The 15,974-nt window shown below is 62.2% G+C and carries 12 protein-coding genes and 2 pseudogenes; 8 read left to right on the forward strand and 6 right to left on the reverse strand.

Going from position 1 to position 15,974, the window contains the following annotated elements; translation table 11 throughout:
- Positions 1–64 (forward strand): annotated as a pseudogene (locus HKD46_RS16945) (IS200/IS605 family transposase); the annotation flags it as partial.
- A gap of 60 nt (positions 65–124) precedes the next feature.
- Positions 125–955 (forward strand): annotated as a pseudogene (locus HKD46_RS16950) (PA0069 family radical SAM protein); the annotation flags it as partial.
- A gap of 6 nt (positions 956–961) precedes the next feature.
- Here the strand turns inward: HKD46_RS16950 and HKD46_RS16955 are convergent.
- Positions 962–1,135, reverse strand: a complete 174-nt coding sequence (locus HKD46_RS16955) for a hypothetical protein (RefSeq protein ID WP_171865703.1) — start codon at positions 1,133–1,135, stop codon at positions 962–964.
- A 304-nt stretch (positions 1,136–1,439) separates the two neighbouring features.
- Positions 1,440–4,187, reverse strand: coding sequence for a DNA topoisomerase (ATP-hydrolyzing) subunit A (gyrA, locus tag HKD46_RS16960; protein ID WP_039040760.1), 2,748 nt, complete (start codon positions 4,185–4,187; stop codon positions 1,440–1,442).
- Between the two features lie 199 nt (positions 4,188–4,386).
- Between gyrA and ubiG the strand changes: the two genes are divergently transcribed.
- From ubiG to yfaE, 5 genes are all read left to right on the forward strand, one after another.
- Positions 4,387–5,103, forward strand: coding sequence for a bifunctional 2-polyprenyl-6-hydroxyphenol methylase/3-demethylubiquinol 3-O-methyltransferase UbiG (ubiG, locus tag HKD46_RS16965; RefSeq protein WP_041211453.1), 717 nt, complete (start codon positions 4,387–4,389; stop codon positions 5,101–5,103).
- Positions 5,103–5,789, forward strand: coding sequence for an HAD family hydrolase (locus HKD46_RS16970; protein ID WP_161470133.1), 687 nt, complete (start codon positions 5,103–5,105; stop codon positions 5,787–5,789). Before ubiG ends, HKD46_RS16970 begins: the two co-directional genes overlap by 1 nt.
- A 585-nt stretch (positions 5,790–6,374) precedes the next feature.
- Positions 6,375–8,642, forward strand: coding sequence for a class 1a ribonucleoside-diphosphate reductase subunit alpha (gene nrdA, locus HKD46_RS16975; protein ID WP_171865704.1), 2,268 nt, complete (start codon positions 6,375–6,377; stop codon positions 8,640–8,642).
- Between the two features lie 79 nt (positions 8,643–8,721).
- A complete protein-coding gene (nrdB, locus tag HKD46_RS16980) occupies positions 8,722–9,855 on the forward strand; it encodes a class Ia ribonucleoside-diphosphate reductase subunit beta (protein WP_042017109.1) in 1,134 nt (377 codons plus the stop codon).
- 48 nt (positions 9,856–9,903) lie between these two features.
- A complete protein-coding gene (gene yfaE / locus HKD46_RS16985; protein WP_052816226.1) occupies positions 9,904–10,224 on the forward strand; it encodes a class I ribonucleotide reductase maintenance protein YfaE in 321 nt (106 codons plus the stop codon).
- A gap of 116 nt (positions 10,225–10,340) precedes the next feature.
- Here yfaE and mltA read toward each other — a convergent pair whose 3' ends face one another.
- Positions 10,341–11,492: a murein transglycosylase A gene (mltA, locus tag HKD46_RS16990; RefSeq protein ID WP_029314565.1), complete on the reverse strand. Its 1,152-nt coding sequence runs from the start codon at positions 11,490–11,492 to the stop codon at positions 10,341–10,343.
- A gap of 150 nt (positions 11,493–11,642) precedes the next feature.
- On the opposite strand from mltA, the gene HKD46_RS16995 reads away from it, so the two are divergent.
- Complete coding sequence (locus HKD46_RS16995; protein ID WP_039040754.1) at positions 11,643–11,894, forward strand: DUF1289 domain-containing protein; 252 nt, start codon at positions 11,643–11,645, stop codon at positions 11,892–11,894.
- An 82-nt stretch (positions 11,895–11,976) separates the two neighbouring features.
- Here HKD46_RS16995 and fruA read toward each other — a convergent pair whose 3' ends face one another.
- The 3 genes from fruA to fruB are packed head-to-tail and all read right to left on the reverse strand — an operon-like array spanning position 11,977 to position 15,787.
- A complete protein-coding gene (gene fruA, locus HKD46_RS17000; RefSeq protein WP_103243090.1) occupies positions 11,977–13,701 on the reverse strand; it encodes a PTS fructose transporter subunit IIBC in 1,725 nt (574 codons plus the stop codon).
- Complete coding sequence (gene pfkB / locus HKD46_RS17005; RefSeq protein WP_171865705.1) at positions 13,698–14,687, reverse strand: 1-phosphofructokinase; 990 nt, start codon at positions 14,685–14,687, stop codon at positions 13,698–13,700. The genes fruA and pfkB overlap by 4 nt, the downstream gene beginning before the upstream one ends.
- Positions 14,687–15,787, reverse strand: a complete 1,101-nt coding sequence (fruB, locus tag HKD46_RS17010) for a fused PTS fructose transporter subunit IIA/HPr protein (protein ID WP_171865706.1) — start codon at positions 15,785–15,787, stop codon at positions 14,687–14,689. The genes pfkB and fruB overlap by 1 nt, the downstream gene beginning before the upstream one ends.
- Positions 15,788–15,974: the final 187 nt, after the last annotated feature.

The following is a 15,974-nucleotide window of genomic DNA, read 5'->3' on the forward strand; positions in this document are numbered from 1 at the left end:
GGGCTCTTGCGGCGGAGCACCGTTGGAGGTGATCAAGCAATACATTCAAAACCAGCGGGGCTGACGCCCCGGCGAAATTCCCCTCCCACCTACGTCGGAGGGAGTCCCCTTTCGCATTTAAGATGGCTGCATCTACTGCTATGCCAGACCCAGCCACGCCTACCTTGAGCTCTCCCCCGGGCTGGATTTCGAGAGCAAGCTGTTTGCCAAAATCAATGCTGCCGAGCTGCTGCGACGGGAGTTTGCCAAGCCAGCCTATCAGCCACAAACCATCGTGCTGGGGGCCAATACCGATCCCTATCAACCCATCGAGCACCACTATCGCCTGACTCGCGAACTCCTGACGGTGATGCTGGCTCATCGCCATCCAGTAGGGCTCATCACCAAGAGCGCCATGATCCTGCGCGACCTCGATCTGCTGACCGAGCTGGCCCGGGAAGGGTTATGCCAGGTGATGGTGTCGGTCACCACCCTCAATGAGACGTTGAGGCGACAGCTGGAGCCCAGGGCCAGCACGGGGGTTGGGCGGATCAAGGTGATCGAACGACTGGCCAAGGCCGGTGTGCCGGTCGGCGTGCTCGCCGCCCCCATGATCCCCAGGCTCAACGAGCCGGAACTGGAACAGATCATCAAGGCCGCCGTCGACGCCGGGGCGGGCTGTGCGGATTACATCTTGCTGCGATTGCCCCACGAGCTCACCACCCTCTTTTGCGACTGGCTCGATACGCACTATCCCGGCCAGAAAGAGGCGATCCTCAACTAGCTGCGGGCAAGCCGGGGTGGCGCACTCAACAGCGCCACCTTTGGTAGCCGCATGCGAGGTGAAGGACAGTTTGCCGACCTGCTCGCCCAGCGCTTTCGCCTGATCAGCAGGCGGCTGCAACTGGGCAAGCGCCATATAGCACTCAATACGGCCGCCTTCATCCGCCCGGGCGAGCAGTTGCGTCTGTTCTGAGCGCCGTCAGCTCCGTGGTCTCGGCGGGCAGCTCCCCGCTGGGTGGCGCCGTGCAATCAGCTCCGCAGGCAGGCGGGATGGCTCGTGCGCCACCTCCTCCTCATCCACCCTAAGGCGCACCTTCTCCTGCCCTCCCCACATCCGGCTCCACCAGATCTCCCACATTACCCAGCTCGTCATAACAGTGCTCCTGGCAAGCGATGCCTGCCTCTGTGGTGGCCTCATTCAACGCAGGCAGCATGGCTGGCCGTCATGACAGGGCCATGACAGTCGAGTGAAGGAATCGTGTTGATGCGATGGGACCAACCCTGCATATCAGGAAGATGACGCCGTGGCAGGCAGGGCTGCATGCACGGCAGACGGAGCCGGGCAGCAGAGAAGAGAGCTGCTGGGCAAGCACAAGGACGGGGAGAGCCTGCGGTGAGGCGGACAAAAAAAGAGCGACCATCAAGGTCGCTCTTTTGCACCGGACAAAGGGGGACGATTACTCGTCGCCCGCCTCCCCGGTATCGACGGCGCCAGCGTCCGCTGCGGTGTCGGTGCCTTCAGACACCTCCCCTTCAACAGCCAGGGCCTCGGTTTCCTCTTCGTCGCTCTCGGCAACGCGCTGCAGGCCGACTACGGTCTCGTCTTCACCGGTACGGATCAGACGCACACCGCCGGTGTTGCGGCCGATGACGCTCACCTCGGACACCCGGGTACGAACCAGGGTACCGCCGTTGGTGATCAGCATGATCTGGTCGGTATCTTCGACCTGGATCGCATCGATCACCTTGCCGTTGCGCTCATCCACCTTGATGGAGATGACGCCCTGGGTACCACGGCTCTTGGTCGGGTACTCGTCCAGCGCGGTACGCTTGCCGTAACCGTTCTCGGTGGCGGTGAGGATGGCACCATCACCACGGGGCACGATGAGGGAGACCACCTTGTCACCGGCGCCCAGCTTGATGCCGCGCACACCGGCAGCGGTACGACCCATGGGACGTACGCCCTTGAAGGTGCCTTTGCTTTCGGTGCCTTCGCCGTTGTCGCTGCCGTCATCGTCGTTGCCGGCGTCGTCGTCGGTGTCGACTTCGTCAGTGGCATCGGCATCGGCACGACCACTGCCTTCCGCAAAGCGAACCACCTTGCCCGCATCGGAGAAGAGCATGATCTCGTTGCTGCCATCGGTGATGTCCACCCCGATCAGCTCATCACCCTCTTTGAGGTTGATGGCACGGATACCGGAGGAGAGCGGACGGCTGAAGTCAGACAGGCTGGTCTTCTTCACGGTGCCGTTGGCGGTGGCGAAGAAGACGTACTTGTCGGCGTCATATTCTTTCACCGGCAGGATGGCGGTGATGCGCTCACCCTCATCCAGCGGCAGCAGGTTGATGATCGGACGACCGCGGGCGCCACGGGACGCTTCCGGTAGCTGATACACCTTGAGCCAGTAGACCTTGCCACGGGTGGAGAAGCACAGAATGGTGTCGTGGGTGTTGGCCACCAGCAGACGCTCCACAAAGTCCTCTTCCTTGATCCGGGTGGCCGACTTGCCACGACCACCGCGGCGCTGGGCCTCGTAGTCGGAGAGCGGCTGATACTTCACATAGCCCTGGTGAGACAAGGTAACGACCACGTCTTCCGGGGTGATCAGATCTTCGATGTTGATCTCGGCGCTGGACATGCTGATCTCGGTGCGACGCTCGTCGCCGTACTGCTCGCGCACGGCCAGCAGCTCGTCACGGATCACTTCCATCAGGCGTTCCGGGCTTGCCAGGATGTGCAGCAGCTCGGCGATGAGATCCAGCAGAGATTGGTACTCTTCCAGGATCTTCTCGTGCTCGAGGCCGGTCAGCTTGTGCAGACGCAGGTCAAGGATGGCCTGGGCCTGGATCTCGGTCAGGAAGTACTGCCCTTCACGGATGCCGAACTCCGGCTCCAGCCACTCGGGGCGAGCCGCGTCGTCGCCCGCTTTTTCCAGCATGGCGGCCACGTTGCCGAGCTCCCAGCCCTTGGCTACCAGGGCGGCTTTCGCATCCGCCGGGGTCGCACTGTGGCGAATGAGCTCGATGATGGGGTCGATGTTGGCCAATGCCACCGCCAACCCTTCCAGGATGTGCGCCCGATCCCGCGCCTTGCGCAGTTCGAACACGGTCCGGCGGGTCACCACTTCACGGCGGTGCAGCAGGAACGCATCCAGGATCTCTTTGAGGTTCATCACCTTGGGCTGGTTGTTGTCCAGCGCCACCATGTTGATGCCGAACGTGGTCTGCATCTGGGTGTGCTTGTAGAGATTGTTCAGCACAATCTCGCCGGACTCGCCGCGCTTGATCTCGATGACGATGCGCATGCCGTCTTTGTCAGACTCATCGCGCAGGGCGCTGATGCCCTCGATTTTCTTCTCTTTGACCAGCTCGGCGATCTTCTCGATCAGGCGAGCCTTGTTCACCTGATAGGGGATCTCGTGGACGATGATGGTCTCGCGACTGGTCTTCTCGTCCACCTCCACTTCAGCCTTGGCCCGCACATAGACGGAGCCGCGACCGGTACGGTACGCCTGCACGATGCCGGAACGACCGTTGATAATACCGCCGGTGGGGAAATCCGGGCCGGTGACATGGGTCATCAGCTCGTCAATGGTGAGGTCGCCGTTTTCGATCAGCGCCAGGCAGCCGTTGACAATCTCGGTGAGGTTGTGAGGCGGGATGTTGGTCGCCATGCCCACCGCGATACCGGAGGAGCCGTTGACCAGCAAGGTGGGGACCTTGGTGGGCATGACAGCCGGGATCATCTCGGTACCGTCGTAGTTCGGCACCCAGTCCACGGTCTCTTTGTCCAGATCGGCCAGCAGCTCGTGGGAGATGCGCGCCATCCGCACTTCGGTGTAACGCATGGCCGCGGCGTTGTCGCCGTCCACCGAACCGAAGTTGCCCTGACCGTCGACCAGCATGTAGCGCATGGAGAAATCCTGCGCCATCCGGACGATGGTGTCATACACGGCGCTGTCGCCATGCGGGTGATATTTACCGATTACGTCACCGACCACACGGGCCGATTTTTTATAGGGCTTGTTCCAGTCGTTCCCCAGCTCGTTCATTGCATACAGAACGCGGCGGTGAACCGGTTTCAAGCCATCACGCACATCCGGCAGAGCTCGTCCTACGATCACGCTCATGGCGTAATCCAGATAGGAACTCTTGAGCTCTTCTTCGATGTTGACCGGCGTGATCTCTCTGGCCAGATCGCTCATAGAAAGCCTTAATCCCTAATTAGTTGTTCTTTGGCTTAAACAGCGCGACATGGTAACACACTGAGCCAAATACATTAAGCCACAAATCCGATGAGCACATCGGGCTGGTGCGACGAGGTCGGTCCGTTATAATGCGCGCCAGGACAATAGATTGCGCGCGCCCAGCCCGCTGCGCGCCTTGCCACAGGATCATCAAAACATGAATAGTGATGCCAATGTCGATCTGACAGAAATCGCCAAATTTGAAGCCATCGCCTCCCGCTGGTGGGACATGGAGGGCGAATTCAAGCCGCTGCATCAAATCAACCCGGTGCGCCTTGACTGGATCACCGACAAGAGCGGCGGCCTGTTTGGCAAGCGCGTGCTCGACATCGGCTGCGGCGGCGGCATCCTCTCCGAGAGCATGGCCCGCCGGGGTGCCCGCGTCACCGGCATCGACATGGGCAAGGAACCCCTCGGCGTCGCCCGCCTGCACGCGCTGGAACAAGGTGTGGAGCTCGAGTACCGCCAGATCACCGCCGAAGCCCACGCCGATGAAGCGCCTGGCCAGTATGACGTGGTTACCTGCATGGAGATGCTGGAGCACGTGCCGGACCCGGCCTCGGTGCTGCGCGCCATCGCCACCCTGGTACGGCCGGGGGGCAAGGTGTTCGTCTCCACCATCAACCGCAACCCCAAAGCCTATCTGATGATGATCCTCGGGGCCGAGTACCTGATGAAGATGGTCCCCAAGGGTACCCACGACCACAAGAAGTTCATCACCCCCGCCGAACTCTGTCGCATGGGGGAAGCGGCGGGCCTGCTGGTGCGGGACATGAGTGGCGTTCACTACGCCCCGCTCTCCAACAGCTTCAAGCTCGGCAAGAATGTCGACGTCAACTACATGGTGGCGTTCGAGCGCCCGGAGCAAGGCTGATGAGCACACCTCACCCGATGCCCCTTGGCTGCGTGCTGTTTGATCTGGACGGCACCCTGCTCGACACCGCGCCAGACCTTGGCGCCGCCGTCAATCACGTGCTGATAAGCGAAGGCTTTGCCCCGCTCTCTGACGACATCATCCGCCAGACCACCTCCCACGGGGCCCTCGGGCTGCTCAGGGCCGGTCTTGGTAACGAGCTGCTCGAGGAGCTGGGGGCCACCCGCCTTCGCACCGCCCTGCTCGACTACTACGCCGCCAACCTCTGCGTCGGCACCCGCCCCTATGAAGGCATGGTGGATCTCATCGAGTGGCTCGACGAGAAAAAGCTGCCCTGGGGCATTGTCACCAACAAGCCGGGTTTTCTCACCGAACCGCTCCTGGCAGCCCTGCCTGAACTCGCCAGTTGCGGCGTGACGGTGAGCGCCGACACCCTGCCGGTGCGCAAGCCCGACCCAGCCCCCATGTTCTTTGCCTGCGAGCGGCTCGGCATCGCGGCGAGCCAGTGTCTCTATGTAGGGGATCACGTGCGCGACATCGAGGCTGGCCGCAATGCCGGCATGCGTACCGCGGTGGCTGGCTGGGGTTATCTCAATGATGACGAGGATCCCGCCCTCTGGGGCGCCGATCTTCACTTTGATACCGTGCAGGCCCTGCACCACTGGCTTCGCTACGAGCTGAGCTGACGTCCATGCCCATGACCGACAAGGCATCCGGATAGAGGTGGATCTGCGGGGCAACTTTGATGATGTTCCGATGGCAGTGCGGACATCTGCCCCGACGCGCAGATCCCCCCGCAGCGCACCAGAGGGATCCCGGACGATCCTTCTTTTTACGGGCTTGGCAACCCCCCGAACGGCGTAACAGGACACCTTTTGACCCTGACTGCACAAGGGATGAGCAGGCCGGATTTGCTAGTAAAAACACCCTGCTTTCGCAAGCAAAAAAAGTTATTTTAATTTTCCATCTTCGATCGCCGGACTTGCATTTGACGGATCGGACGGATGAAAACCCGTTCGCTGTGAGCGTCCACTAACTCCCGTCCCGACACCCACAATTTATCCACAGCTAATGCGTTATCCACAGATTGCATTACCGCATCGACCTCACTATCTTGTAGTTCGCATTAAAAATAACACTACATCTTGTGATTCATCGCACAATCCCTGCCCAGTTTCCCTCGACAGACGGAGCCGGGTTGCGCCATTGTGCGATGGCTTTTCGGGAATCAACCGATACCGGCAGGTATCAATGAAAGGGGTCATCAGCCAATGAACTTGTTTGTGACGAAGCGTAACGGACACAAAGAACCCATCGATCTGGATAAAATTCACCGTGTGCTCGACTGGGCTGCCGAGAAGCTCGACAACGTGTCGGTCTCCCAGGTGGAGCTCAAGTCCCACATCCAGTTCTATGACGGTATCCGTACCGCCGACATCCACGAGACCATCATCAAGGCTGCTGCTGACCTCATCTCCGAGCAAAGCCCGGACTACCAGTACATGGCTGCCCGTCTGGCCATCTTCCACCTGCGCAAGAAGGCCTACGGCCAGTTCGAGCCGCCCCACCTGTATCAGCACGTCGCCAGACTGGTGGACATGGGCAAGTACGACAAGCACCTGCTGGAAGACTACACCCAGGCGGAATTTGAGGAACTGAACGGCTACCTCGATCACTGGCGCGACATGGACTTCTCCTACGCGGCGGTCAAGCAGCTCGAAGGCAAGTACCTGGTACAGAACCGCGTCACCGGCGAGATCTACGAGAGCCCGCAGTTCCTCTACATCCTGGTAGCGGCCTGCCTCTTCTCCAAGTATCCGAAAGATACCCGTCTGGACTACATCAAGCGCTTCTATGATGCGGTCTCGACCTTCAAGATCTCCCTGCCGACCCCGATCATGAGCGGCGTGCGCACCCCGACCCGCCAGTTCAGTTCCTGCGTGCTGATCGAGTGTGACGACAGCCTGGATTCCATCAATGCCACCGCCAGCGCCATCGTGCGCTATGTTTCCCAGCGCGCCGGCATCGGCATCAACGCTGGTCGCATCCGTGGTCTGGGCAGCCCCATCCGTGGCGGCGAAGCCTTCCACACCGGCTGCATCCCCTTCTACAAATACTTCCAGACGGCGGTGAAGTGCTGCTCCCAGGGCGGCGTGCGCGGCGGTGCTGCCACCCTGTTCTACCCGCTGTGGCACACCGAGGTGGAGAGCCTGCTGGTACTGAAGAACAACCGCGGCGTGGAAGAAAACCGGGTCCGTCACATGGACTACGGCGTGCAGATCAACAAGCTGATGTACCAGCGCCTCATCAAGGGCGGCGACATCACTCTGTTCTCCCCGTCCGATGCACCCGGCCTCTATGACGCCTTCTTCGCGGACCAGGACAAGTTTGAAGAGCTCTACGTCAAGTACGAGCAGGATCCGGCCATTCGCAAGAAGACCCTGAAGGCGGTGGATCTCTTCTCCCTGATGATGCAGGAGCGCGCCGGTACCGGTCGCATCTACATCCAGAACGTGGATCACTGCAACACCCACAGCCCGTTCGACCCCTCCGTGGCACCGGTGCGCCAGTCCAACCTCTGCCTCGAGATTGCGCTGCCCACCAAGCCGCTCAACAACGTGGATGACGAGGACGGCGAGATTGCCCTGTGCACTCTCTCCGCCTTCAACCTGGGCGCCATCGAGAAGCTGGAAGATCTGGAAGAGATGGCGGATCTCGCCGTGCGCGCTCTGGACGCCCTGCTCGACTATCAGGACTACCCGCTCAAGGCCGCCAAGAAGGGCAGCATGAACCGCCGCACCCTGGGGATCGGCGTCATCAACTACGCCTACTACCTGGCGAAAAACGGTGCCCGCTACTCCGATGGTTCCGGTCTGGCCCTGACCCACCGCACCTTCGAGGCGATCCAGTACTACCTGCTGAAGGCCTCCGTGCAACTGGCCCGCGAGTTCGGCCCCTGCCCGGCCTTCAACGAGACCACCTATGCCCAGGGTATCCTGCCCATCGATACCTATAAAAAGGATCTGGACACCCTGTGCAATGAGCCCCTGCACCTGGACTGGGAAACCTTGCGCGAAGAGATCAAGACCGTGGGTCTGCGCAACTCCACCCTGACCGCCCTGATGCCGAGCGAGACCTCCAGCCAGATCTCCAACGCCACCAACGGCATCGAGCCGCCCCGCGGCCTGGTGTCGGTGAAAGCCTCCAAGGACGGCATCCTCAAGCAGGTGGTGCCGGAGTACCACCGCCTGAAGGATCAGTACGAACTGCTGTGGAAACAGCCGAGCGTCGACGGTTACCTGCAGCTGGTCGGCATCATGCAGAAGTTCGTGGATCAGGCGATCTCCGCCAACACCAACTACGACCCGGCCCGCTTCGAAGGCAACAAGGTGCCGATGAAGCAGTTGCTCAAAGACTTGCTGACCGCCTACAAATACGGTCTCAAGACCCTCTACTATCACAACACCCGTGATGGTGCCGACGACACCCAGACCGATCTGCAAGATGACGGCTGCGCTGGCGGGGCTTGCAAGATCTAACCGCGAAACGCACTGATAAACCGGGCGGGAGCATCAAGCTCCCGCCCTCCTGTTTTCCCTATTTCACGGCATTCGAACCATGGCTTACTCTACTTTTTGCCAGACCCAAAACGATCAGCTCAAGGAGCCGATGTTCTTCGGCCAGTCGGTCAACGTGGCCCGTTATGATCAGCAAAAGCACGACATCTTCGAGCGGCTTATCGAGAAACAGCTCTCCTTCTTCTGGCGCCCGGAAGAGGTGGACGTCTCCCACGACCGCATCGACTTCCAGGCTCTGCCGCCCCACGAGCAGCACATCTTCATCTCCAACCTGAAGTACCAGACCCTGCTGGATTCCATTCAGGGCCGCAGCCCCAACGTGGCCCTGCTGCCCCTGGTCTCCATCCCGGAGCTGGAGACCTGGATCGAGACCTGGGCCTTCTCCGAGACCATCCACTCTCGCTCCTACACCCACATCATCCGCAACATCGTCAACAACCCGGGCCAGGTGTTCGACGACATCGTGACCAACGAGCAGATCTTGAAGCGCGCCGGCTCCATCAGCCACTTCTATGACGATCTCATCGAGGCCACCTCCGTCTATCACCTGCACGGTGAGGGAACCCACCGGATCGGGGATCGCGAAGTCACCATCAGCCTGCGGGAGCTCAAGAAGAAGCTCTACCTGTGCCTGATGAGCGTCAACGCCCTCGAAGCAATCCGCTTCTACGTGAGCTTCGCCTGCTCCTTCGCCTTCGCCGAGCGTGAGCTGATGGAGGGCAATGCCAAGATCATCAAGATGATCGCCCGTGACGAGGCCCTGCACCTGACCGGCACCCAGCACATGCTGAACCTGATGCGCAGCGGCAACGACGACCCCGAGATGGCGGAGATCGCCGTCGAGTGCGAGCAGGCCTGCTTCGAGCTGTTCAAGGAAGCGGCCCTGCAGGAGAAGGAGTGGGCCGAGTACCTGTTTCAGGACGGCTCCATGATCGGCCTGAACAAGGACATCCTCTGCCAGTACGTGGAATACATCACCAACCTGCGCATGGCGGCCGTCGGCCTGCAACCGGCCTTTGCCGGCACCAAGCAGAACCCCATCCCCTGGATCAACACCTGGCTCTCCTCCGACAACGTGCAGGTGGCGCCCCAGGAAGTGGAAGTAAGCTCCTATCTGGTGGGTCAGATAGACAGTGAAGTGCACGCCGACGATCTGGGTGACTTCGAGCTGTGATGCTAGGCGACCTCTGCTGGCAGGCCATGATGCGGGAGAGCGACGTCCGTGAGTGACGCCACCGCCACCCTGAACTCGCCCCTGCATACCGCCACCACGGCGCCGGAGGGGCAAGCCCCCCAGGTACAGACCCTGGACGGTGTGCTGCACCCCCATCCCGGCGAAAGCGTGCTGGAGACCCTGGAGCGCCACGGCCATCACGTGGAGTTCCAGTGCCGCAGCGGCTATTGCGGCGCCTGCCGCACCCCGCTGCTGGCGGGCAAGGTGCACTACGCCGCCGTCCCGCTCGCCTTTGTCTCCCAGGGGGAGTGCCTCCCCTGCTGCTGTCAGCCGGTGGGCGCCATCAAGCTCGATATCCGAAAGGGCTGACGGCCCTTGTCGCCAGATCTGCCCCGCAAACAAAAAGCCGCCGGATTGCTCCGGCGGCTTTTTTCATGGGAATGTCCCGTCTCTTGAGGGAAATGAGGGGCCATGACCCTCTTGCGTTACAACCAGGGGGCGGCGGTCGGCCCGTGGTGGAGACCCAGCTTCCAGACCCGGCCAAAGTGCTTGTAGTGACCGGCCGCGACACCGGCTTTCTCCCCCATGCCGTGGTAGAGGTCAAGGTGGCCCTTCTTCACCGCCCCGCCCACATCCAGCGCAATCAACAGGCGCAGCTGGTGCTTGCCGGTCCAGTTGCCCTCTTTGTCCAGCAGCGGTACTTCCGCGAGGATCGGCGTGCCCATCGGCAGCAGGGTCTTGTCGGCGGCCACCGCCGCCATCGGCAACAGCGGAATGCCGGCGGCCCCCACCACGTCGTTGGTGGGACGGCGCTCGAAGAAGACATAGGAGGGGTTCTGCTCCACCAGCTCCTTCACGCTCTCTTCCGGCTGACGGTTGGCCCACTCCTTGATGGCCTTCATGGACATCTGCTCCTTGGGCACTTCGCCACGGTCGATGAGCACCCGGCCAATGCTGACATAGCCGTGGCCGTTCTTGCCGCTGTAACCGAGGTACTGCAACCGGTCGTCATCGCCGTAGTGAACGAAGCCGGAACCCTGCACGTCCATCAGGAAGTTGTCGATGAGGGATTTGCTGTAGCCCAGCTCCAGCCCCCGGTTGGCCAGCGCCCCCCGGTGGATCTCGGCCCGGCTCGGGCAGCGACCGCCGCAGTTGGGCATGGCATAGATGGGATACTTGTACTGGGCGTCCGGGCGATGGCGCACCTCCAGCACCGGCGAGTAGTAGCCGGTGAAGAGCACGTTGCCCATGCGGTCGGCACCGCCAAGCTGCGCCAGGCTGATGCCGTACTGGGTGATATGGGCGGGATTGCCCCCATTGGCGACCCAGCGTGAGAGTTGACGGTAGAGCTCCCCATAGCGGCTCGCCATGCGGCCGGAGCGTTCCATCACCATCCGGCTCTGGGGACCGAACTTGCTGTAATCGGCGCGGGCGCGGCTGTTGACCCGCTCCACCCGCACCAGATCCCCCGGCAGGGCACCATCCAGATACTGCTTGCCCAGATTCACAGGGATCTCACAGTTCAGAAAACATCCGGATTCCGCCTTCTTCTGGGGCACCTTGACCGGTTCAGGGTTGCCCGCACAACCGGCCAGCCCCACCACGGCGGCGGCCAACCAGTACGCATGTCTATTCATATGTCCTCATATAACACCGAGTGTCTTGCACGGCGGGGAAGATGCCAAAATTGCCCGGGGAAAGCAAACGCCTTCACGCCCCTGACGACGGATTTCTCCTGCCGTGATCTTCTGGGTTATAACAAGGTGACAAGGTGTGAGAGGTCATGGATGGAACAGCTCGAAATCTTCCCGCTCCAGAGCCCCTGTGTCGGGGTCTGCGAACTGAACAACAAGGGGTATTGCAAGGGATGCCTGCGAAGCCGCGAGGAGCGTTTCAACTGGCTTGCCATGACCCCTGCCCAGCAGCAGGAGGTGATGCGCCTGTGCCGCAGCCGCAAGGCCAGGGTCGAGGCCGCTCGCCGCAAGGCGCAGGCCGCAGAGGCGGCCGATCCGCCGCCCCCGCCGGGCTGGGATTTTTAAATCCCACGTTGCCCTCCCCCCCAACAAAAAAGGCGGCCCCAGGGCCGCCTTGTCATGAAGGGTGTGTCACGCCGTGACGTCCTCAGGCAGTCGCCAGCTTGGCCTGCTCCTCGCCACGCTTGAGCATGGCGTAGGCCACCCCGGTCACCAGAGAACCGGCGGCGATCGCCAGGATGTACATCATCACATGGCTGATGGCGTTCGGGATGAAGAGCACGAACAGACCACCGTGGGGTGCCACCAGCTCGCAGCCGAACAGCATGGAGAGCGCACCGGTCAGGGCGCCGCCCGCCATGCAGGCCGGGATGACACGCATGGGATCCTTGGCGGCAAACGGGATGGCACCCTCGGAGATGAAGCACAGACCCAGCACGAAGGAGGCCTTGCCCGCTTCCTGCTCCGCCTTGATGAACTTTCTGCTGGCCAGGAAGGTCGCGATCCCCATCCCCAGTGCAGGCACCATGCCGGCGGCCATGACCGCTGCCATGGGGGCATAGGTCTTGGAGGCGAGCAGGCCGACACCGAAGGCATAGGCCGCCTTGTTGACCGGGCCACCCATGTCGAAGCACATCATGGCGCCGATGATGACACCCAGCAGCACGGCGTTGGCAGAGCCCATGTTGTTGAGGAACTCGGTCATGGCGTTCATGATGCCCGCCACCGGGCCACCCACCACGTAGATCATCACCAGACCGGTGAACAGGCTGGCAAAGAGCGGAATGATGAGGATGGGCTTGAGGGCTTCCAGGGTGACCGGCAGGCGCACCTTGTCACTCAGGAACTTGGCGCTGTAACCGGCGAGGAAGCCGCCGACGATGCCGCCAAGGAAACCGGCGCCGAGCGAGCTTGCCAGCATACCGGCGATCATGCCAGGCGCCAGACCCGGACGGTCGGCGATGGAGTAGGCGATGTAGCCTGCCAGCACCGGGATCATCAGGGCGAAGGCGGAGCCGCCACCGATCTTCATCAGGGCCGCGGCCAGCGTCCCCTCTTCCTTGAACGCTTCAATGCCGAAGATGAAGGAGAGCGCGATGATAAGGCCCCCCGCCACCACCATGGGCAGCATGAAGGAGACACCGGTCAGCAGGTGCTTGTAGGGGCCCGCCTTTTCCTCTTTCTTGACCGCAGCTGCGCCGCTGTGGCGATAGACCTTCGCCTCGGTCCAGGCCTTGTCGAGCTCGGCCCGGGTTTTCTTGAGCGCCGCCCCCGTGCTGGTGCGATAGACCGGCTTGCCGTCAAAGCGCGCCATGTCCACCTCGATGTCAGTGGCGAGGAACACCAGATCGGCGGCGGCAATCTCGTCCGCCGTCAAGGCATTCTGGGCACCGACCGAGCCCTGGGTTTCGACGCGGATCTGGTGACCCAGCTGCTTGGCCATGGTCTCCAGGGCCTCGGCCGACATGAAGGTGTGGGCCACCCCGGTCGGGCAGGCCGTCACCGCCACGATGCGCTTGGCACCGCTGGCCGGTTTGGCAACCACAGGTGCCGCCTCATGGCGATAGACGCTGGCACCGCTTCGCGCGGCTTCCAGCAGGGCAGCGGGATCCTGGAGCGCCAGATCCATGTCGCCCCGATAGAGCGACTTGCCGTCATAGGCGGCCAGATCCACCGGTGCGCTGGCAACGACCAGCACCAGGTCGGCGGCGGCAATCTGCTCTTTCGAGGGAACCTGACGGGGCTGCACGCTGGACTCGACGTCGAGGGTGAGCTCCCAGCCAGCCAGTTTGGCCTGCTGTTCTATCCGTTTTGCAGCGAGAAAGCTGGTGGCAATGCCCGCCGGGCAAGCCGTAACCAGAATTGCTTTCATTGGGCATCTCCTGAGTTAGCCATCAAATGGGGTTGGGGTTGAGTCGGTGCCAGATCATCCAGACGCTGTACGCGCACCTGCTCGAGTAACGGTTTGAGCACATTGATATCGTTGAAGCCGACCGCGACCTGGCTCACCGCCAGTGCCGAGACGGCGGTGGCCAGACGCAGGGTCTGCTCCGGCGTCCAGTCTAGGCTCATGCCATGGACCAGGCCCGCCACCAGGGAGTCGCCGGCACCCACGGTGCTGACCACCTCCATGCGCGGCGGAATCGCCTGCCAGGTGGCATCCGGTGCAAACCAGATGAGGCCGTCGGCACCATTGGAGATCACCACGTTGGGGATCCCGCTGGCCTGCAGCGCGCGGGCGCACTCGGCCTGCTCGCTCAGGGTCTTCACGGGGCGACCGGCCCACTGGCTCAACTCTTCCAGGTTGGGTTTGACCAGGGTCGGCGCCGCCTTGATCCCTTCGCTCAACGCCGCGCCGCTGCAATCGAAGATCACCTGCTTGCCCTTGGCCTTGAGCAGGCGAATGAGGCGCGCGCAGTAATCGGGGGCCACCCCTTTGGGCAGGCTGCCCGCCAGCACGAACCAGTCGGAGTGGGGAGCCAGTCGCTCCAGCGCCGCTTCCAGGGCGCTGACATCGCCTTCGTGCACGGCGAGTCCCGGCAGATTGAGATCGGTCACCCGGCCGGATTGTTCGGAGATCTTGACGTTGATCCGGGTGTCGCCCGCCACGCGCACGAAGTGATCGGCAAGAGCACGTTCCTCGAACAGGGAGACGAAGCTCTGCTGGTTGCCCTCACCGAGCCAGCCGGTCAGGCCTACGTCACGGCCGAGATCTTTCAAGACCATGGCGACGTTGATCCCCTTGCCCGCGGCGCGCAAGTTGGCCTCGCTCACCAGATTGACCTCGCCAGGGTGCATGGCCTCCAGACGGGTGGTGAGATCGAGCGCGGGATTGAGGGTGATGGTGACGATGTCCATCAGTGCGCCCCCTCGCCAAGACCCGCGGCAATGGCTTCGCCAATGCCCTTGAGGGCGGCTTCGGCATCCGCTCCTTCGGCGCGAAACGCCAGACGATGACCGCACTTGACCCCAAGCCCGATCACCTTCATCAGGCTCTTGGCAGAGACGGCTTCACCGCTGCCATCGAGGTTGGCGACGCGGATGTCGGATTCATACTCCTTGGCCACCTTGACCAGCATGGCGCCCGGACGGGCGTGCAGACCGTGAGGGTTGATGATGGTGAAGGTCTCGGACAGCCCGCTCGCCGGACCCGCCTGCAACATGGCAAGACCGTCGCTGCCAGAAAGGGTGGCCAGCTGGCCGGCGGCGGCCAGCTTGGCCAGATTCTCGAGTTGCGGCAAATGGCCGCTATCTGCGGCACACAGCAGCAGCAGGGCGCTGACCGGCAATTCACCGACGTTCAGCGGGGTGCTCGGAGTGGCCAGCACCCAACCGGTCTGGGCCGCTTGCGCACGGGCCAGCCAGATGCCCTCCCCCAGGTGAACAGGCTGGCTGGCCAGGAGGGCGCTCACCATGGCGGCGTCTCCCCAGCCTGCGGATTTGGCGCGAGCCGCAGCCCCCAGCAGCAACTGCTCCTGGTCGTCGGCCGGGAAGTCCGCCAGGGTCAGGTATTGCACCTCTTTGGCGCCAGTCGCGCCAGTCAGGATATTGATGATGGTCTCTTCGTCGGTCGCCCCCTTGAGCTGGGCTGCGGCCTGCTCGTCACCCAGCACGTGGGTGAGCTGGCGCAAGATCCCCAGGTGCTCATCGGACTTGGCGGCGATGCCGATGGCGACGTAGGCAATCTGCCCCTCGTCCCACTCGATGCCGTGGGGGAACTGGGCCACCATGACGCCGGTGCTCTTCACCAGATGACGGGTGTCCGTGGTGCCGTGGGGAATGGCGATACCGCTGCCAAGATAGGTGGCGTGCTGCGCTTCCCGCGCCAGCATGCCGTCCACGTAACCTGCTTCAACCAGACCGGCGTCGGTCAGTTTGCTTGCCAGCAGGGCGATGGCGTCCGCCTTGGTCGTCACCGATTGTCCCAGCAGGATTTGCTGTCGCGCCAACTTCAACATAGAGATTCTCCATCAGGTCCGGCTTCACCTCGCGGCGTACCGGCTCAACTCAACTCGATTTTTGGGTAACTTGCCTGCTGACAATAGACGGTGATCTCTCGCTTTGGTGAGCCGGAACCCATTTCCAAGTGCAGATAATCATCCGTTACTGACAAGCTGAATCGTTTCACTTACACTCAGACTGAAT

Source organism: Aeromonas sp. TW 6 (assembly GCF_013168745.1).
Taxonomy (GTDB): Bacteria; Pseudomonadota; Gammaproteobacteria; order Enterobacterales; family Aeromonadaceae; genus Aeromonas; species Aeromonas caviae.